The 17,844-nt window shown below is 73.7% G+C and carries 17 protein-coding genes; 11 read left to right on the plus strand and 6 right to left on the minus strand.

Annotated features, from left to right (window positions below; genetic code table 11):
- Nucleotides 1-28 precede the first annotated feature (28 nt).
- Nucleotides 29-1,642, plus strand: a complete 1,614-nt coding sequence (locus VAB18032_RS09760) for a phytoene desaturase family protein (protein ID WP_013732642.1) — start codon at nucleotides 29-31, stop codon at nucleotides 1,640-1,642.
- Nucleotides 1,643-1,648: 6 nt separating this feature from the next.
- Here the strand turns inward: VAB18032_RS09760 and VAB18032_RS09765 are convergent, their stop codons facing one another.
- Both VAB18032_RS09765 and VAB18032_RS09770 read right to left on the minus strand, forming a co-directional pair.
- A complete protein-coding gene (locus VAB18032_RS09765; protein ID WP_013732643.1) occupies nucleotides 1,649-2,416 on the minus strand; it encodes a polyprenol monophosphomannose synthase in 768 nt (255 codons plus the stop codon).
- A gap of 123 nt (nucleotides 2,417-2,539) precedes the next feature.
- Nucleotides 2,540-2,968 (minus strand): SRPBCC family protein, encoded by a 429-nt coding sequence (locus tag VAB18032_RS09770; RefSeq protein ID WP_342341542.1) that lies wholly within the window; start codon nucleotides 2,966-2,968, stop codon nucleotides 2,540-2,542.
- 233 nt (nucleotides 2,969-3,201) lie between these two features.
- Here VAB18032_RS09770 and VAB18032_RS09775 point away from each other — a divergent pair, with 233 nt between their 5' ends.
- The 8 genes from VAB18032_RS09775 to VAB18032_RS09810 are packed head-to-tail and all read left to right on the plus strand — an operon-like array spanning nucleotide 3,202 to nucleotide 11,745.
- Entirely contained in the window at nucleotides 3,202-4,818 is a 1,617-nt protein-coding gene (locus VAB18032_RS09775) for an HAD-IIIA family hydrolase (protein ID WP_013732645.1), read from the plus strand.
- Nucleotides 4,815-5,786: a glycosyltransferase family protein gene (locus VAB18032_RS09780; protein ID WP_013732646.1), complete on the plus strand. Its 972-nt coding sequence runs from the start codon at nucleotides 4,815-4,817 to the stop codon at nucleotides 5,784-5,786. The genes VAB18032_RS09775 and VAB18032_RS09780 overlap by 4 nt, the downstream gene beginning before the upstream one ends.
- On the plus strand, nucleotides 5,777-6,994 hold the full coding sequence (locus VAB18032_RS09785) for a glycosyltransferase (protein WP_043720253.1): 1,218 nt from the start codon (nucleotides 5,777-5,779) through the stop codon (nucleotides 6,992-6,994). The genes VAB18032_RS09780 and VAB18032_RS09785 overlap by 10 nt, the downstream gene beginning before the upstream one ends.
- Nucleotides 6,994-7,698, plus strand: coding sequence for a D-sedoheptulose-7-phosphate isomerase (locus VAB18032_RS09790; protein WP_013732648.1), 705 nt, complete (start codon nucleotides 6,994-6,996; stop codon nucleotides 7,696-7,698). The genes VAB18032_RS09785 and VAB18032_RS09790 overlap by 1 nt, the downstream gene beginning before the upstream one ends.
- Nucleotides 7,699-7,708: 10 nt before the next feature.
- Entirely contained in the window at nucleotides 7,709-9,136 is a 1,428-nt protein-coding gene (locus tag VAB18032_RS09795) for a PfkB family carbohydrate kinase (protein ID WP_043720256.1), read from the plus strand.
- Nucleotides 9,133-9,828: an SDR family oxidoreductase gene (locus VAB18032_RS09800; RefSeq protein ID WP_013732650.1), complete on the plus strand. Its 696-nt coding sequence runs from the start codon at nucleotides 9,133-9,135 to the stop codon at nucleotides 9,826-9,828. Before VAB18032_RS09795 ends, VAB18032_RS09800 begins: the two co-directional genes overlap by 4 nt.
- Complete coding sequence (locus VAB18032_RS09805) at nucleotides 9,825-10,778, plus strand: glycosyltransferase family 9 protein (protein WP_013732651.1); 954 nt, start codon at nucleotides 9,825-9,827, stop codon at nucleotides 10,776-10,778. The genes VAB18032_RS09800 and VAB18032_RS09805 overlap by 4 nt, the downstream gene beginning before the upstream one ends.
- Nucleotides 10,762-11,745: a DNA topoisomerase IB gene (locus VAB18032_RS09810; RefSeq protein WP_043723639.1), complete on the plus strand. Its 984-nt coding sequence runs from the start codon at nucleotides 10,762-10,764 to the stop codon at nucleotides 11,743-11,745. Before VAB18032_RS09805 ends, VAB18032_RS09810 begins: the two co-directional genes overlap by 17 nt.
- Nucleotides 11,746-11,752: 7 nt before the next feature.
- Here the strand turns inward: VAB18032_RS09810 and VAB18032_RS09815 are convergent, their stop codons facing one another.
- Nucleotides 11,753-12,508: a TetR/AcrR family transcriptional regulator gene (locus VAB18032_RS09815; protein ID WP_013732653.1), complete on the minus strand. Its 756-nt coding sequence runs from the start codon at nucleotides 12,506-12,508 to the stop codon at nucleotides 11,753-11,755.
- Nucleotides 12,509-12,592: 84 nt separating this feature from the next.
- On the opposite strand from VAB18032_RS09815, the gene VAB18032_RS09820 reads away from it, so the two are divergent.
- Together VAB18032_RS09820 and VAB18032_RS09825 are read left to right on the plus strand one after the other, a co-directional pair.
- Entirely contained in the window at nucleotides 12,593-13,558 is a 966-nt protein-coding gene (locus VAB18032_RS09820) for a daunorubicin resistance protein DrrA family ABC transporter ATP-binding protein (protein WP_013732654.1), read from the plus strand.
- Nucleotides 13,551-14,315, plus strand: a complete 765-nt coding sequence (locus VAB18032_RS09825) for an ABC transporter permease (RefSeq protein WP_013732655.1) — start codon at nucleotides 13,551-13,553, stop codon at nucleotides 14,313-14,315. Before VAB18032_RS09820 ends, VAB18032_RS09825 begins: the two co-directional genes overlap by 8 nt.
- 85 nt (nucleotides 14,316-14,400) lie before the next feature.
- On the opposite strand, the gene VAB18032_RS09830 is transcribed toward VAB18032_RS09825, so the two are convergent.
- The 3 genes from VAB18032_RS09830 to VAB18032_RS09840 all read right to left on the minus strand — a co-directional run bounded on the left by VAB18032_RS09830 (nucleotide 14,401) and on the right by VAB18032_RS09840 (nucleotide 17,613).
- Entirely contained in the window at nucleotides 14,401-14,904 is a 504-nt protein-coding gene (locus VAB18032_RS09830) for a hypothetical protein (RefSeq protein ID WP_013732656.1), read from the minus strand.
- Between the two features lie 69 nt (nucleotides 14,905-14,973).
- Complete coding sequence (locus VAB18032_RS09835; protein WP_043720261.1) at nucleotides 14,974-16,605, minus strand: RecQ family ATP-dependent DNA helicase; 1,632 nt, start codon at nucleotides 16,603-16,605, stop codon at nucleotides 14,974-14,976.
- A 57-nt stretch (nucleotides 16,606-16,662) separates the two neighbouring features.
- Nucleotides 16,663-17,613: a TIGR03557 family F420-dependent LLM class oxidoreductase gene (locus VAB18032_RS09840; protein ID WP_013732658.1), complete on the minus strand. Its 951-nt coding sequence runs from the start codon at nucleotides 17,611-17,613 to the stop codon at nucleotides 16,663-16,665.
- Nucleotides 17,614-17,844 lie beyond the last annotated feature (231 nt).

Genomic DNA, 17,844 nt, shown 5'->3' on the forward strand with positions numbered 1-17,844 from the left:
CCGGTTGGCCGCGGGGTAGCGTCGGTGGATGATTTCGCCGGGTTCCACCGGTTCCGAGCGGGCGGACGCCGTCGTCATCGGAGCGGGACACAACGGACTGGTCGCCGCCAATCTGCTCGCCGACGCCGGCTGGGACGTCCTGGTGCTGGAGGCGACCCAGGTGCCCGGCGGGGCGGTGCGGTCGGCCCAGGTCACCGCACCGGGCTACCTGAGCGACCTCTACAGCTCCTTCTACCCGCTCGGCTACGTCTCGCCGGTGCTGCGGGACCTGGACCTGCCGCGCCACGGGCTGGTCTGGCGACACGCCCCGGACGTGCTGGCGCACCTGTTTCCCGACGGGCGGGCGGCACTGCTCAACCGCGATCCGGCGGTCACCGCGGCCTCCCTGGAGGAGTTCGCGCCCGGTGACGGGCAGCGCTGGCTGACCGCGTACGAGCAGTGGCGGCAGGTCGCCGCCCCGATGATCGACGTGATCACCACGCCGTTCCCACCGGTACGCGGTGGGCTGGACCTGCTGCGTCGGCTGCGGGTCGGTGGCGCGCTGCGGCTGGCCCGGCGGATGGTGCTGCCGGTACGTCGCCTCGGTGCGGAACTGTTCGCCGGTGACGGCGGCACCGCGCTGCTCGCGGGCTGCGCCCTGCACACCGACCTGTCCCCCGAGGAGGCCGGCTCGGGGGTGTACGGCTGGCTGCTGGCGATGCTCGGGCAGCAGGTCGGCTGGCCGGTGCCGGTCGGCGGGGCGCAGAAGATCACCGACGCGCTGGTGGACCGGCTGACCGAGCGGGGCGGCCGGATCAGCTACGGTGCCCGCGCGGATCGGGTGCTGATCGCCCGGGGACGGGCGGTGGGCGTACGCACGGTGGGTGGACGGTTGTGGCAGGCCCGCCGGGCGGTGCTGGCCGACGTGCCCGCGCCCGCGCTCTACCTCGACCTGGTCGGGGCCTCGGCGCTACCGCCCCGGCTGGTGGCGGACCTGGAACACTTCCGCTGGGACGGCTCGACGCTCAAGGTGGACTGGGCGCTGTCCGGCCCGATGCCGTGGCGCAACCCGCGGCTGTCCACCGCCGGCACCGTGCACCTCGGCGCCGATCTCGGTGGGCTGACCGGGTACGCCGCCGACCTGGCCCGTGGCGACCTGCCGCGTGATCCGTTCCTGCTGCTCGGGCAGATGTCGGTGGCCGACCCCAGCCACTCCCCGCCGGGCACCGAGTCCCTCTGGTCGTACACCCACCTGCCGTTCCGGCAGGACTGGCGGGCCGAGGAACTGATGACGCACGTGGAGCGGATGGAGGAGGTGCTGGAGGCCGCCGCCCCCGGCTTCCGGCAACTGGTCGTCGGCCGGCACGTGGCCGGACCGGCCGAGTTGGAGCAGGCCAACCCGAGCCTGGTCGGCGGGGCGCTCGGCGGCGGCACCGCCGCGCCGTACCAGCAGCTGTTCCTGCGCCCGATCCCCGGCCTGGGCCGGGCCGACACGCCCGTGGACCGGCTCTTCCTGGCCAGTTCGTCGGCGCACCCGGGCGGCGGGGTGCACGGCGCGCCGGGCGCGAACGCCGCCCGGGCCGCGCTGGCCCGCGACGGCGTGCTCACCGGCGACCTCTACCACGGCGCGGTACGCACCGCGCACCGCGCGATCTACCGCTGACCCGGGTCAGCGCTCGATGTGGCGATGCCGGGTGCGCAGCTTGAACGGCATCAGCGCACTTTCGATCTTGGTGGCCGTGGTCATCTTCGAGATGCCGTCCCGCCGCTCCTCGAACCGGATCGGCACCTCAAGGATGGTGTGCCCGAGCTTCGTGGCGAGGTAGTGCATCTCGACCTGGAAGCTGTAGCCGTTGGACTGGACCCGCTCCAACCCGATGTCGCGCAGCGCGTCGGCCCGCCAGATCTTGAAGCCGGCGGTCAGGTCCCGGATGCGTACCCGCAGCAGGGTGTGCACGTACAGATTCGCCCAGCCGCTCAGCGCCCGCCGGTACAGCGGCCAGTTCTCGTCCAGTTCGCCACCGGGGACGTACCGCGATCCGATCACCACGCCGGCCTGGGTGGACAGCAGGGCGCCGAGCATGCCGGGCAGCGCCTCCGGCGGATGCGACAGGTCGGCGTCCATCTGGGCCACGTACTCCGCCCCACCGTCGAGGGCCCGACTGATCCCGTCCACGTACGCGCGCCCGAGCCCCTCCTTGCCCGGCCGGTGCACCACCTCGACCCGCTCGGGGTGCTCGATGGCCAGCTTGTCCGCCACGTCGCCGGTGCCGTCCGGCGAGTTGTCGTCGGCGACCAGCACCTTCAGGCCGGGCAGTGGCAGCGCCAGGAGCCGCTCGACCAGCGTCGGCAGGTTGCCGGCCTCGTTGTAGGTCGGCACCACGACAGTCAGGCGCGCGTCCCGCCACGGCGAGGGCAACTGGACGGGTTCGATCATGGGGGACATCCTCGGTCTGCGAACAGGGTCTCTCAGAGAGTAGCTACTTGCCCCTTCCGGGGCGAAATGGCTCCCCCGCCCGGTGTCGGCCGGTCTGCCGGCACGCGGTCGGTCGACGCCGGATCAGTCCGGGGTCTTCTGCCGGCGGGCGATGTCGGAGAGCCGGTTGAGCGTTTCCTTGTTGCGCTGGTGCAGCACCAGGTCGTTGAGCTTGTTGCGCACCCAGCGCAGCGGGCCGGCGGCGAAGTCCTCGCCCAGCGACACCCGGGTGGCGTCCGGACCGACCGGTTCCAGGGCGAACACCACGATCGCCTCACCGGCGGGCCAGAGCTTCACCCGCAGCACCAGCTTGCGTTCCGGCTCGCACTCCAACACCAGGGAGGAGTCCTCCAGCGAGAACGGCCAGGGACCGGCGCGGTGATGCAGGCGGGTGCCGACGGCGGGCCAGCCGTCGTCCACGTTGCGCATGTGGGCGGTGCCGACCACCCAGTCGCTGTAGGTCCATCCGTCCGCGAGGACCGCCCAGACCTGCTGGACCGGGGCCTTGATCACTTGCTGCACGATCGCCACCGGTTGCCCGTACCCCGCCGGCGTCGCCGGCTAACCGCACCCGGGTTAGCTTCTCCGGGGCGACGGGTAAGGCCACCGCTGGCGGCGCCCAGCAGGCCGCCGACGCGCGGCATCCGTCCGCCGCGTCGCAGTCGACGTTTACTCCTCGGGGCGTCGGGAACCCGCCGCCCGTGCGAGGGGACCGTGGGGAACCGGATAAGCGCAGGTCAGCCGGGGTGCTGGCCGGCGCGGGACCGGTCGGTCGCGAATCCCCGCTGTTCGACGCGGTGCTGCTGGACCGCGACGGCACCCTGATCGAGGACGTGCCGTACAACGGTGATCCGGACAAGGTGCGGGCCATGCCCGGCGCCCGCGCGGCGCTGGACCGACTGCGTGCCGCCGGTCTGAAACTCGCCGTGGTGACCAACCAGTCCGGGCTGGCCCGGGGCCTGTTCACCGAGGCGCAACTGGACCGGGTGCACCGCCGGGTCGAGGAACTGTTGGGGCCCTTCGACAGCTGGCAGGTGTGCCCGCACGACGATGGCGACGGCTGCGCCTGCCGCAAGCCGGCACCGGGTCTGGTGCACGCCGCCGCCGAGGCGCTGGGCACCGTACCGGCCCGGTGCGCGCTGATCGGTGACATCGGGCGGGACATCACGGCGGCGCTGGCCGCCGGTGCGGCAGGCATCCTGGTGCCGACGCCGGTCACCCGGACCGAGGAGATCGCCGCGGCGCCCTGGGTGGCCGACGACCTGCCGTCGGCGGTCGCGGAGATCCTGCGCCGCCAGCAGGCGCTGACACCGGCGACGACCGCCACCCGCGTCGAGGCAGAACGGACCGTGCTGGTGGTCCGCTCCGATTCGGCGGGCGACGTGCTGGTGACCGGGCCGGGCATCCGGGCGGTGGCCGCCGGCGCGGACCGGGTGGTGCTGCTCTGCGGTCCGCATGGTCGGGCCGCCGCCGACCTGCTGCCCGGCGTCGACGAGGTGATCGAACACCGGCTGCCGTGGATCGACCCCGCGCCCGGACCCGTCGACCCGGCGGAGATGACCACGCTGATCGCCCGGCTCGCCGCGGTCGCCGCCGACGAGGCGGTCGTCTTCACCTCCTTCCACCAGTCGCCGCTGCCGTTGGCGTTGCTGCTGCGCATGGCCGGTGTCGCGCGGATCGCCGCGATCAGCGACGACTATCCCGGCTCGCTGCTGGACGTGCGGCACCGGGTACCGGCCGGTGTGCCGGAGGCCGAGCGTGCCCTGTCCCTCGCCGCGGCGGCGGGCTACCCGCTACCGCCCGGCGACGAGCCGCGCCTGCGGCTGCGGCCGGCGCCACCGCCCCCACCCGAGGCCGGCGAACCGGGGTACGTGGTGCTGCACCCCGGCTCGGCGGCCCAGGCCCGGGGCTGCCCACCGGAGCTGGCCGAACGGATCTCCCGAGAACTGGTCGACGCCGGCCACCGGGTGGTGGTCACCGGCGGCCCGCAGGAACGCGACCTGACCGCCCGGGTGGCCGGCGCCCACGCCGTGGACCTGGGCGGCCGGACCGGGCTGGCCGAGTTGTCCGGGGTCGTCGCGGCAGCCGGCGCGGTCGTGGTGGGCAACACCGGCCCGGCGCACCTGGCCGCCGCCCACGAGGTGCCGGTGGTCAGCCTCTTCGCGCCCACCGTCCCGTTCGGCCAGTGGGGACCCTGGCGGGTGCCGACGGTACGCCTCGGCGACGCCACCGCCGCGTGTCGCGACACCCGGGCCGCGCGTTGTCCCGTACCCGGGCATCCCTGCTTGAGCCGGGTCGAACCCGAAGCGGTCCTGACCGCCCTGCGGTTGCTGGCCGTGCCGAGCGGTGGGAGTGGCCGATGAACATCCTGCTGTGGCACGTGCACGGCTCCTGGACCACCTCCTTCGTGCACGGCAAACACCGTTACCTGGTGCCGGCCACCCCGGACCGGGGTCCGTACGGCCTGGGCCGCGCCCGCACGTACACCTGGCCGGAGAGCGCGACCGAGGTGAGCCCGGAGCAGCTGCGCGACGCCGAGGTGGACGTGGTCATCCTGCAACGCCCCGAGGAGCTGGACCTGGCGACCGAGTGGCTGGGCCGCCGCCCCGGCCGGGACCTGCCGGCGATCTACGTGGAGCACAACACCCCCAAGGACGGCGACGTCCCGCACAGCCGCCACCCGATGGCCGACCGGGACGACCTGCTGATCGCGCACGTGACCGCGTTCAACGAACTCTTCTGGGACACCGGGGCGACCCGGACCACCGTCGTCGACCACGGCATCGTGCCCCCGGCGGTGGAGTACACCGGTGAGCTGGACCGACTCGCCGTCGTGATCAACGAGCCGGTACGCCGCTGGCGGGTCACCGGCACCGACCTGCTGCCCCGGTTCGCCGAGATCGCCCCGCTGGACGTCTTCGGCATGAAGGTGGCCGGGCTGGCCGATTACCTCGGGCTGCCCGCCGACCGGCTGATGAGCCACGACGACGTGCCGCAGCACCGGATGCACGCCGAGTTGGCGCGCCGCCGGGCGTACCTGCACCTGTGCCGGTGGACCTCGCTCGGGCTGAGCCTGATCGAGGCGATGAGCATCGGCATGCCGGTGGTGGCGCTGGCCACCACCGAGGCGGCGATGGCGGTGCCGCCGGACGCCGGTGCGCTGTCCACCCGGGTCGACACCCTGCTCGCGGCCGCCGACCGGTTCGTGGCGCAGCCGCAGCAGGCCCGCCGAGCGGGCCTCGCGGCCCGTGCCGCGGCCAGGGAGCGCTACGGCCTCGACCGATTCCTCGCCGACTGGGACCGGCTGCTGGAGGAGGAAGTATGCGGATAGCGATGATCTCGGAGCACGCCAGCCCGCTCGCCATCCTGGGCGGTGAGGACGCCGGCGGCCAGAACACGCACGTCGCGGAGCTGTCCGCCGCGCTCGCCGCCGCCGGGCACGACGTACGGGTCTACACCCGGCGCGACGCGGTCGACCTGCCGGTGCTGGTCCGCAGTCCGGACGGCTACGACGTGGTGCACGTGCCGGCCGGCCCGGCCGAACCGGTGGCCAAGGACGCGCTGCTGCCGCACATGCGACCGTTCGGCGCGTGGCTGGTGGACCGCTGGCGCGGCGGCGACTGGACGCCCGAGGTGATCCACGCGCACTTCTGGATGAGCGGACTGGCCGCCCTCCAGGCCGGCCGGGCCCTCGGGATACCGGTGGTGCAGACGTACCACGCGTTGGGCACGGTCAAGCGCCGCCACCAGGGCGTGCAGGACACCAGCCCGGCCCGCCGCATCGGCTACGAGCTGCATCTCGGCCGCTGCGTCGACCGGGTCATCGCGCAGTGCCGCGACGAGGTGGGGGAACTGGTCCGGATGGGGGTGCCCCGCTCGGCGATGACCGTCGTCCCGTCCGGGGTGAACCTGGGCACCTTCGCGCCGCTGGGACCGACGGCCGAGCGGGAACCCGACCGCCCCCGGATCCTCACCGTCGGCCGGCTGGTGGAACGCAAGGGCTTCCAGACCGTGGTGCGGGCGATGGCACACGTACCCGAGGCGGAGTGCGTGGTGGTGGGCGGCCCGCCGGCCGGGCTGCTGGAGACCGACCCGTACGCCCGGCGGTTGCGGGCCCTGGCGGGCAGCTGCGAGGTGGCCGACCGGGTGCGGCTGGTGGGTGCGGTGCCCCGGGAGGAGATGGGTCGCTGGTACCGCTCGGCGGACATCCTGGTCGCCGCCCCCTGGTACGAGCCGTTCGGCCTGACCCCGCTGGAGGCGATGGCGTGCGGGGTGCCGGTGGTGGCTACCGCCGTCGGCGGCCTGCGGGACACCGTGGTCGACGGGGTGACCGGGGATCTGGTGCCGGCCCGCGATCCCCGGGCGCTGGGTGAGGCGCTGCGCCGGCTGCTCGACGACCGGATCCGCCGGTTCGCCTACGCCGGTGCGGCGCGGGCCCGGGCCCGGCAGCACTACTCGTGGACCGTCACCGCCGAGCGGATCGCCGAGGTGTACGCCGAGGTGGTCGCCGTACGTCGGCCGACCCGGGTGGTGGCCTGATGCCGGCGGCCACCCTGCTGGAGCGGCACCTGGCGAACCTGGCTGCGGCGCTGCCGCCGTACCAGCGGTGTGAGCCGCTGCTCGCCCGGTGGGGTGCGACGCTGGCGCAGCGACTCACCGCCGGTGGTCGGCTGCTGGTGGCCGGCAACGGCGGCAGCGCCGCCGAGGCGCAACACCTGACCGCCGAACTGGTCGGCAAGTTGCGCGACGACCGTCAACCCCTGTCGGCGATCGCCCTGCACGCCGAGACCTCGGCGTTGACCGCGATCGGCAACGACTACGGCTACGACGAGGTCTTCGCCCGCCAGGTCCGGGCGCACGGTCGGCCCGACGACGTACTGCTGCTGCTGTCCACCAGCGGTGGCAGCGGCAACCTGCTCGCCGCGGCCCGGGCGGGGCGGGAAGCCGGGCTGCGGTGCTGGGCCTTCACCGGACCGGCCCCGAATCCGCTGGCCGACGCCTGTCACGAGGTGCTCGCGGTGGAGTCGTCGGACAGCCAGGTCGTGCAGGAGTTGCACCTGGTCTCCAGCCATCTGCTCTGTGAGTACGTGGAACAGGCGATGCCGGAGCACACCGGCGGCACGACACCGCGCTACGTCGAGCCGCAGGTGCCGGCGGTGTCGAGCGCCCCGGCGGAGGGCCCGGTGCGGGCGGGTGTCGAGGTGGTGCTGGACGGCGGCGCCGGGCGACCGGTCGAGGCGTGAGGAGGCAAGCGTGACAGGACCCGTGGTGGTGCTCGGCGACACCCTGCTCGACCGCGACGTCGAGGGTGTGGTCAACCGGCTCTGTCCGGATTCACCGGTGCCGGTGCTCGACGAGATGGCGCACGTCGACCGGCCGGGCGGTGCCGGTCTGGCGGCCGTCTTCGCGGCGGCCCAGGGCGCCGAGGTGGTCCTGGTCACCGCGCTGGCCGACGACGCCGGTGCGGCCCGCCTGGGTGTGCTGCTGGCCGCGGCCGGGGTGCAGGTGTATCCGTTGCGGCTGGCCGGGGCCACCCCGGAGAAGATCCGGCTGCGCGCCGGCGGGCGGGTGCTGCTACGCCACGACCGAGGTGGTGGTGTCAGCGAGCCGGGGGAGCCCGCGGAGGCGGTGTTACGGGTGATCGACCGGGCGTCGGTGGTGCTGGTCAGCGACTACGGGCGGGGGGTGGCCCGCCAGCCGGCGCTGCGGGCGGCGCTGGCGGCGACCCGGGCCCCGGTGGTCTGGGACCCGCATCCCCGTGGGCCGGCGGCGGTGCCCGGGGTACGACTGGCGACGCCGAACGAGGCGGAGGTGCGGGAACTGGTGGAGGCGTCGCCGGGGGCGACCCGGTTGGCCACCGCCGCCGAGGGTGCCGAGCGGCTGCGGCAGCGGTGGCGGGCGGGCGCGGTCGCCGTGACGCTGGGTGCCGACGGCGCCCTGCTCAGCCAGGCCGGCTCGACCCCGTTGATGGTGCCCGCTCCGGTCTCCGCCGAGGGGGACACCTGCGGTGCGGGAGATCGTTTCGCGGCCACCGCCAGCCTCGCCCTGGCCGGTGGGGCGCTCGTCTCCGAGGCGGTGACCGAGGCGGTGACCGAGGCGTCGGCGTACGTGGCGGACGGGGGAGTGGCCACGGCGCTGCCGCAGCCGGTGCGGCGGGCCCCGCAGCCGGTGCACACCGCCGTCGCGGGGGACCGGGTCGGGGTGGCGGCGGCCGCCGCGGTGGTCGCCCGGGTCCGGGCCGCCGGTGGCACGGTGGTCGCCACCGGCGGCTGTTTCGACCTGCTGCACGCCGGTCACCTGGCCACCCTGCAGGCCGCCCGGCAGCTCGGCGACTGCCTGGTGGTGTGCCTCAACTCCGACACCAGCGTCAGCGGGTTGAAGGGGCCGGACCGGCCGGTCATCGGGCAGGCCGACCGTGGTCGGCTGCTGGCCGCGTTGAGCTGTGTCGACGCCGTGGTGATCTTCGAGGAGTCCACCCCGGCGGCGGCGCTGTCCTGGCTGCGACCGGACATCTGGGTCAAGGGTGGCGACTACGCCACCGGTGGCGCCGACGGTGAGGCGTTGCCCGAGGCGGAGATCCTGCGCCGCTGGGGCGGTCACAGCGTGGTGGTGCCCTATCTGGACGGTCGCTCGACCACCGGACTGATCGCCGCCACCCGGGCCACCGGAGCGCTGGCATGAGCGCCCCGGACACCGGCCGGACGGTGCTGGTCACCGGCGGATCCAGCGGTCTGGGGGCGGCGGTGGTCGCGGCGGTGGCCCGCTCCGGCGGCCGGCCCCTGGTGCTCGACCGGCAGCCGCCGGCCGACGGCGTGCCGTGGATCGAGTGCGACCTCGCCGACACCCGGGGTGCGGAGGAGGCCACCCGTCGGCTCGTCGAGCGCACGGGTGGGCTGGACGCGGTGGTCACGGCGGCGGGTATCGACGTGCCGGGCCGGCTGGCGGACGTGCCCGGCGAGACGTGGGACCGGATCGTCGCGGTGGACCTGCTGGCCACCGCCGCGGTGATCCGGGCGGCGCTGCCGTTCCTGGAGGCGTCGAGGGGGCACATCGTCACGGTGGCCTCCACTCTCGGGCTGAAGGCGGTCAGTGACGCGACGGCGTACTGCGCGGCGAAGTTCGGCGTGGTCGGGTTCACCCGGGCGCTCGCCGCCGAGCTGGCCGGGTCGGTGGGGGTGACCCTGCTGGTGCCGGGCGGGATGCGTACCGCCTTCTTCGACGACCGGGACGCGCAGTACCGTCCCGGGCCGGACGCGATCCTCAACGAGCCGGCGGACACCGCCGCCGCGATCATGTTCGCGCTCTCCCAGCCCGCCGGTTGCGCGGTCCGTGAGCTGGTCGTCTGCGCCGAGCAGGAGACCTCCTACCCGTGATCGTGGCGCTGCGTGCCCTGGGTGTCGGTGACCTCGCCACGGCGGTCCCGGCGTTGCGGGCGTTGCGGGCGGCGTACCCCGATCGTGAGTTGGTGCTCGCCGCGCCGGCCTGGCTCGCCCCGCTGGTGGAGCTGGTCGGTGGGGTCGACCGGGTGCTGCCGACCGCCGGGCTGGAGCGGCTGGCGTGGCCTGGGGCGGCGGTCGAGGTCGCGGTGAACCTGCACGGGCGGGGGCCGGACTCGCACCGGCTGCTGGCCGCCGTCGGCCCCGCCCGGTTGCTCGCTTTCGCCAACGCCGAGGCCGGGCATCTCGACGGGCCGGCGTGGGACGACGACGAGCACGAGGTGGCGCGCTGGTGCCGGCTGCTGGCCGCGTACGGCATCGCGGCCGACCCGACGGACCTGGACCTGCGTCGGCCGGCGACGACGAGTCTGCCCGCCGGGGTGACGGTGCTGCATCCGGGGTCGAAGGTGCCGGCCAAGTGCTGGCCACCCGGGCGGTACGCGGCGCTGGCCCGGACGTTGACCGAGCGGGGGCACCGGGTCGTGTTGACCGGCAGCGCGCGCGAGCGGGACACCGTCGCGCGGGTCGCGGCCGAGGCGGGCCTGCCGCCGGAGGCGGTCTTCGCCGGGCGCACCGACGTCGCCGGGTTGGCGGCGCTGGTCGCGGGCGCCCGTCTGGTGGTCAGCGGGGACACCGGGGTGGCCCACTTGGCCACCGGCTACCGCACTGCCTCGGTGGTGCTGTTCGGCCCGGTTCCGCCGAGCCGGTGGGGACCGCCGCCGGAGCGGCGGCGACACCGGGTGCTCTGGGCGGGCGGCGGGGCATGGCCGGACTGGGACGGGGTAGGCAGTCACCCCACGATGGCCGCGCTCGATCTCGACCAGGTGCTGGCGGCCGTCGACGAAGTGGAACGGGCGGTGCGTGCGGACCGTGCGGTTGCGGCGTAGCGATCCGGGTCGGCCGGGGTACGGACGCCGCCGGCGCGGCCAGGGCTGGTCGTACCTCGGGCCGGGCGGGGAACCGGTACGTGACCCCGACGAGCTGGCCCGGTTGCGGGCACTGGTCATCCCGCCGGCCTGGCGCGACGTGTGGATCTCGCCGTACCCCAACGGGCACATCCAGGCCATCGGCATCGACGCCGCCGGGCGTAAGCAGTACCTCTACCACCCGGTCTGGCGACAGCGTCAGGACCAGGCGAAGTTCGACCACGTGCTGGAGGTGGCCCGCCGGCTGCCGGTGCTGCGGGAACGGGTCGGTCACGACCTGTCCGGGCGAGGGCTGCGCCGGGAGCGGGTGCTGGCGACCGTGACCCGGCTGCTGGACATGGGCACCTTCCGGGTCGGCAGCGACCAGTACGCCGCCGGGGACGAACCGACCTTCGGGGTGGCCACCCTGCGCGCCGAGCACACCCGGTTGCGGCAGGGCTGTGTGGTCTTTGAGTTCCCCGCCAAGGGCGGCGTCGAGCAGGTGCGGCTGGTCTCCGACCCCGAGCTGTGTCAGGTGCTGGCCAACCTGCGTCGGCGGCGGCGCGCGGCGCAGCGGCTCTTCGGCTACTGGGACGGCCGGGACTGGCGCGACGTGCGTGCTGACGAGGTCAACGACTACCTGCGTGAGGCCAGCGGCGGGGAGATGACCGCGAAGGACTTCCGGACCTGGCACGCGACGGTACGGGCGGCCACCCAACTGGCTGCGCTGGGCACCCTGCGGTCGGTGACGGCGCGTCGCCGGGCGGTGGCGGGGGTGATGCGGGAGGTTGCGGAGCTGCTGGGCAACACCCCGACGGTGGCGCGTACGTCCTACGTGGACCCTCGGGTGGTCGACCTGTTCCACGACGGCGTGCTGGCGCCGGTGGACGGTGACGCCTCTCGCGAGCAGGCCGAGCGGGCGGTGTTGACGCTGCTGGAGGGGGCCTGAGGGCAGGTCAGCGCCGGGGTGGGCCCGAGGCGCGGCTGCGGATCAGCATCTCGACGCCGTCGAGCATCCGTTCGAGGCCGAAGCGCCACTCCTCGTCGGGGTGCTCCTCGTCGTCGAACGGCTCGGCCAGCAGCTCGTGGATGGCCGGGTACGGGCCGGGCGCGGTGAGCACGGCGAGGTTGCGCCAGTAGCGCAGGCCGACCTCGTCGGGGGTCTGCCCGGATCGGGCGGCGGCCTCGGCGAGATCCAGACTGATCATGGCCCAGCTGCGGGCGTACCCGCTGACCAGCATGATGGTGGAGATCCGCTCGGTGGCCCGTAGCCCGGTGCCCCGCAGGGCGACCAGCCCGTACTCGAACCAGCGGACCTGGTTCGGGTTGATCGGTGGACCGCTGATCGCCACGTGGCGCATCCAGGGCTGTCGGCGCAACGCGACGAGGTTGCCCTCACCCCAGCGGGCCAGGGCGGCTCGCCAGCCCTCGTCGGGGGCGCGGGGTGGTGGCGGCGGGCCGAATGCGGTGTCGACCATGAGATCGAGCAGGTCGTGCTTGGTCGGCACGTACCGGTACAGCGACATGGTCGACACGCCCAGCTCGCTGGCGACGCGGCTCATCGAGACCGCCGGCAGCCCTTCGGCCTGGGCGACCTGGATGCCGGTGGCGACCACCTGCTCCAGGCTGAGACTGCGCTTCGGGCCGCGACTCGACCGGTCGCGCAGCCCCCAGGCGAGCGCGATGTTCTCGGGCAGTTCGATGTCGTCCACTCCACCTCCCTTGACCGTCATCCTAGCCTCTGCGTATGGTTTACGCAGAAAAGCGTATTGCATACGCAGTTAAGGAGAGTGATCATGGCACACGGGCCGCCGGCAGTGGAACTGGAAGACCTGCGCAAGACCTACGGCAACCTGGTGGTGCTGGATCGGCTGACCATGCGGGTGGCCGCCGGCGGCGTGCACGCGCTGCTGGGGCCCAACGGGGCGGGCAAGACCACCACGGTGCGGATCCTGGCCACCCTGACCCGGCCGGATTCGGGGACCGCCCGGGTCGCCGGGCACGACGTGCTGCGCCACCGGCGGCAGGTGCGGCGGGCGATCAGCCTCGCCGGCCAGCACGCGGCTCTCGACGACGGGCAGACCGGCGTGGAGAACCTGACCATGCTGGCCCGGCTGGCCGGTCTGTCGCCCTCCGCCGCCCGTCAGCGGGCCGCCGCCCTGCTGGAACGCTTCGACCTGGTCGAGGCCGCCGGCCGGCGGGTACGGACCTACTCCGGTGGCATGCGACGCCGGCTCGACCTCGCCGCCAGCCTCGTCGGCACGCCGTCGGTGGTCTTCCTGGACGAGCCGACCACCGGGCTGGATCCCCGCAGTCGGCAGGGCCTGTGGGAGGTGATCGGCGACCTGGCCCGGGCCGGCGTCACCGTGCTGCTGACCACGCAGTATCTGGAGGAGGCGGACCGCCTCGCCGACCGGATCACCGTGCTGCACCAGGGTCGGCTCGCCGCCGAAGGCACCGCCACCGAGCTCAAGCAGCGCTTCGGCGCCCAGCGGCTGGAGTTGGTATGGCGGGACGCGGTCGCCTTCGAGCAGGCGGCGCAGCGACTCGGCGACCGGGTCACCCACCGCGACCCGGCCCGGCGAGAACTGTCGGTGACCACCGACGGCAGCGCGCCGGACGTCCGACGCCTGCTCGACGACCTCGACCCGGACCAGCACGGGGTGGTCCGGTTCACCGTCCGGGAGGCGACGCTGGACGACGTCTTCCTCACCCTCACCGGCCGACCGACCGGCGCGCCGCAGGAGGTGGCGAATGTCTGAGCTCGCGGTACGGGGTACGCAGACCGCGGTGATGATCAGCCGCTGCGTCCGGCTGTCCCGGCGCAACGTCGACGCACTGCTCACCTCGCTGGTGCTGCCGGTGCTGCTGATGCTGCTCTTCGTCTACCTCTTCGGCGGGGCGATCGAGACCGGCTCGGCGTACGTGACCTACGTCGTGCCCGGCGTACTGCTGCTCTGTGCGGGCTTCGGCGCGGCGGGCACCGCGGTGAGCGTGACCACCGACCTGACCGAGGGGATGATCGAGCGGCTGCGCACGATGGACGTCGGCGCCACCTCGATCCTCGCCGGTCACGTGGTGGCGAGCGTGGCCCGCAACCTGGTCGCCACGACGCTGGTGCTGGCGGTGGCCGTCGCCATCGGGTTCCGTCCGGCCGTCGCGCCACTGCGCTGGCTGGCCGCAGCCGGGCTGCTGGTGTTGTTCGTGCTGGCGGTGTCCTGGCTGTCCGCGGCGTTCGGCCTGCTGGCGCGCACTCCCGAGGCGGCCAACGGCTACACCTTCCTGGTGATGTTCCTGCCCTATCCGAGCAGCGCGTTCGTGCCGGTGGAGACGATGCCCCGGTGGCTACGCGGCTTCGCGGAGCACCAGCCGGTCACGCCGGTCATCGAGTCCCTGCGCGGGCTGCTGCTGGACACGCCGGTCGGATCGGCGCCGGTCCGCGCGCTGGCCTGGTTCCTCGGCATCCTGGCCCTCGGGGTGGTGCTCTCCGCGGTGCTGTTCCGCCGCCGGGTCGCCTGACCTGCCGTCGCGGTCGGCGAAGCGGGCGGCACGTGGTCCGACGCAGACGTACGGCGGCGCTGCACAGCGCCGCCGTACGGTCGAATCAGTCGTCGAGAACCTGCGCCAGCCGGTCGCGGAAGCGTCGCTCCGACGGGCTGACCTGGCTGCCGCCCAGGCCGAGGACCCCGCCGCTGCTGGCCGCGCCGACGACCCGCTCGGCGATCTCCACGAGCCAGTGCCGGTACGCCCCGGCCTCACCGGAGTCGACCTTGGCCGCCAACAGCGCCATCGCCTCCTTCGCCCGGACCAGCACGTCTTCGGCGTAGGCGCGCGGGTCGGCGGGGGCGATGGCGGGCAACTCCTCGCCGGCCTCCGGGTCGCCCACCCGGGTCACCAGCTCACCGGCGACCGCCGCCACCAGCGGGCTGGCCGACTCCCGACCGGCGGAGATGCTCTCCAGGCCGGCGGCGCTCTCGGCCATCGTCGCCCTGGTGCCGTCGGACTCGGCGGCGCTCGCCGCGGTGAGCACCGACTGCGGCAGACCGACGAGCAGCCCCCACTCCTCGTCAGTGAAACCGAAACCGGTGTACGCCGGCTCTTCGATCATGTGCCCTCCCGCTCGTCGTCGGTCTCCTCGCCGCACCCGGGCAAGGGTGCGGCCGATGGCTGGCCCAGGTTAGTCCAGCGACAGCAGCCCCTGTTCGGACACCACGCTGACCGACAACGTCTTGTACCCGACCTCGTCGAACAGCACAGTCATCCGGCCTTCCTCGTAACTGAGCACCAGGCCCGCACCCCACTCCGGATGCCGGACCTGGCTGTGCACCGGGAACGGCCCCACCGCGCCGTCGTCGGCGACGCTGGTGCCGGCGTGACAGTTGTCGCAGTGCCCGCAGATCGCGCTCATCTGCTCACCGAAGTACGCCAGCAGGGTCTGGCCACGGCAGGCGTTGGTCTCGGCGAAAGCGCGCATCATGTCGGTGCGCGAGCGGGTGAGGTTCTGCTGCCGCTCGGCCTCGGCCAGGGCCGCCTCGGCGGCCTGGACCGGGGTGGGGGAGTAGCGGGGCGCGCCGACCCGCTGCCCGGCGCGCGGTTGCGCGGCGCCCACCTGCTCCAGCAACGCCAGGTACTGGCCGAGCTTGCGCGGCCCCAGGCCGGTGGTCTCGCGCAGTTCCTTACGGGTGGTCGGGCCACTGCGCAGCAGCGCCGCCAGGTCGCGTAGCTCGGTGACGTCCGGCAGGCCGCCGCTGAAGTACCGCTGCAACCCGACGTCCTCGGCCTGCCAGAGCAGCAGGACCCGGGCGGGCTGGCCGTCGCGTCCGGCGCGACCGATCTCCTGGAAGTAGCTGTCCGGCGAGTCGGGCAGCGCCATGTGCACCACCCAGGCGATGTTGGGCTTGTCGATGCCCATGCCGAACGCCGAGGTGGCCACCATGATCGGCACCTGGTCGGCGAGGAACGCCTCGTGCAGCCGGGCACGCGCACCGCCGGCCATCCCGCCGTGGTAGTACTGCGCCGGGAAGCCGGCGGCGGTGAGCCGCTCGGCCAGCTCCTCGGCGGCCCGACGGGTCGGCACGTAGATGATGCCCGGCCGCTCGTCCTGCTCCAACAGCGCGATCAACCGACGCCACCGGTAGTCCTCGGTCGGACAGTGCGCCACCTCGAAGAAGAGGTTCGGCCGGTCCAACCCGGACACCACGATCTCCGGGTTGCGCAGCCGTAGCCGGGCGACGATGTCCTCGCGTACCGGCGGGGAGGCGGTGGCGGTCAGCGCCACCACCGGGGGCCGACCGATGCCCTCGATGAGCTGGCCGAGGGCCAGGTAGTCCGGGCGGAAGTCGTGCCCCCAGGCGGAGATGCAGTGTGCCTCGTCGATGGCGACAAGCGCCGGTTTCAGGTCGCGGACCTCGGCCAGCCGCTGCGGGTTGGCCAGCTGCTCCGGGGTGATGAAGAGGAACTCGGCCCGCCCGTCGCGGATCTCGGCGATCGCCTCGGCCTGCTGGCTGGGCGCCTCGTCCGAGCTGATCCGCACCGCGCGCAGCTCCGGTCGCTGCCGTTCGTTGAGCGCGGCGATCTGGTCCTGTTGCAGGGCGAGCAGCGGCGAGATCACCACGGTGGGGCCGGGGATCAGGCTGGCCGGAATCTGGTAGATCGCCGACTTGCCGGCGCCGGTGGGCAGGACCACCAGGGCGTCGCGGCGCTTCATCACGGCCCGCATGGCGGCGAGCTGGTTGGGCCGCAGGGTGCTCCAACCGAACAGGCTGCGAGCCGCGCGGCGCAACGACATCGAGTGCGTGGTCAGTTTCATCGAGGGCCGCAGGTACCCGGGCGCAGCCGCGCCGAAACCGGATACCGGAGTCGCCGGTCAGGTCAGTCGGGGCAGCACCTCCCGCTGGTACAGGTCGAGCAGCTCCTGCCAGTGCGGTCCGGTGTTGGCGACGTAGACCTCGTCGAAACCGGCCTTCGCGTACGCGTCGATCCGCGCCAGGTGTGCGTCGGTGTCGTTGCCGCAGACGATCGCCTCGCGCATCGCCTGCGGGTCGACCAGTTGGGCGGCCTGCTCGAAGTGCCGGGGCGAGGGCAGCACCTGCAACAGTTCGCCCGGGATCGCCTCGGTCGGCCACCGCTCGTACGCCAGCCGTACGCCCTCCTGCTCGGTCGGCGCGTACGCGGCCTTGAAGCCGGCCTGGCACGGCTTGTCGCCGCCGCCGTTGTCGCGGAACCGGCGCACCAGATCGGCGTCGGGCACGGTGTTGATGAAGCCGTCGCCGATGCGGGCCGCGAGGTCGACCGCCTTGGGGCCGAACGCGGAGACGTAGACCGGCGGAGGGGTCTCGGGCCGCGTGTAGAGGCGGGCGTGTTCGACCTGGTAGTGGCGCCCGTGGTGGTTGACGAACGTGCCGTCCCAGAGTTTGCGCATCACCTCGACCGCCTCCTCCAGCATCTCAAGTCGAATGCCGGCCTGCGGCCACCGGTCGCCGAGGATGTGCTCGTTGAGCGCTTCGCCGGAGCCGACCCCGAGGACGAAGCGTCCCTCGTGCAGCACCGCGCTGGTGGCCGCCGCCTGGGCCAGCACGGCGGGGTGGATGCGCGTGGTCGGGCAGGTCACCGCCGTGGTGACGGGCAGCCGGGTGACCTGGCTCAGCGCGCCGATCATGGACCACGCGAAGGGTGCCTGGCCCTGCGCGTCGATCCACGGGTGGTAGTGGTCGGAGATCCAGAGGGCGGCGAATCCGGCCCGTTCCGCGGCCCGTGCCTGGGCCAGCAGCTCCGCAGGCGCATACTCCTCAGTGGACAGAAAGTAGCCGATCTTCATGGGCTGCCCCCTCGCTGTGTCGGTGTCTGCGGCAGGCGGTACCCCACGGTGTTCCGGTCACACCCGACGGGGGTCAGCGCCGGAACATCGCCCGGATCGCGAGGAGCAGCAGCAGGCCGCCGACCACCAGGCCGAGCAGGCGTACGCCGGGGATGTCGGCCGCGTTCGTCGCGTCGGCGAGCAGCAGTTCCATCCCCGCACTCTCGCGGGGCAGCGCTCCCAAGGCAACTG

This window comes from Micromonospora maris AB-18-032, from assembly GCF_000204155.1.
Lineage (GTDB): Bacteria > Actinomycetota > Actinomycetes > Mycobacteriales > Micromonosporaceae > Micromonospora > Micromonospora gifhornensis.

Coding starts and splice junctions, on each gene's coding strand:
- VAB18032_RS09835 (WP_043720261.1), bottom strand. CDS start 16,605: ATGAAACTGACCACGCACTCGATGTCGTTGCGCCGCGCGGCTCGCAGC.
- VAB18032_RS09760 (WP_013732642.1), top strand. CDS start 29: ATGATTTCGCCGGGTTCCACCGGTTCCGAGCGGGCGGACGCCGTCGTC.
- VAB18032_RS09765 (WP_013732643.1), bottom strand. CDS start 2,416: ATGATCGAACCCGTCCAGTTGCCCTCGCCGTGGCGGGACGCGCGCCTG.
- VAB18032_RS09780 (WP_013732646.1), top strand. CDS start 4,815: ATGAACATCCTGCTGTGGCACGTGCACGGCTCCTGGACCACCTCCTTC.
- VAB18032_RS09840 (WP_013732658.1), bottom strand. CDS start 17,613: ATGAAGATCGGCTACTTTCTGTCCACTGAGGAGTATGCGCCTGCGGAG.
- VAB18032_RS09830 (WP_013732656.1), bottom strand. CDS start 14,904: ATGATCGAAGAGCCGGCGTACACCGGTTTCGGTTTCACTGACGAGGAG.
- VAB18032_RS09785 (WP_043720253.1), top strand. CDS start 5,777: ATGCGGATAGCGATGATCTCGGAGCACGCCAGCCCGCTCGCCATCCTG.
- VAB18032_RS09825 (WP_013732655.1), top strand. CDS start 13,551: ATGTCTGAGCTCGCGGTACGGGGTACGCAGACCGCGGTGATGATCAGC.
- VAB18032_RS09790 (WP_013732648.1), top strand. CDS start 6,994: ATGCCGGCGGCCACCCTGCTGGAGCGGCACCTGGCGAACCTGGCTGCG.
- VAB18032_RS09800 (WP_013732650.1), top strand. CDS start 9,133: ATGAGCGCCCCGGACACCGGCCGGACGGTGCTGGTCACCGGCGGATCC.
- VAB18032_RS09820 (WP_013732654.1), top strand. CDS start 12,593: ATGGCACACGGGCCGCCGGCAGTGGAACTGGAAGACCTGCGCAAGACC.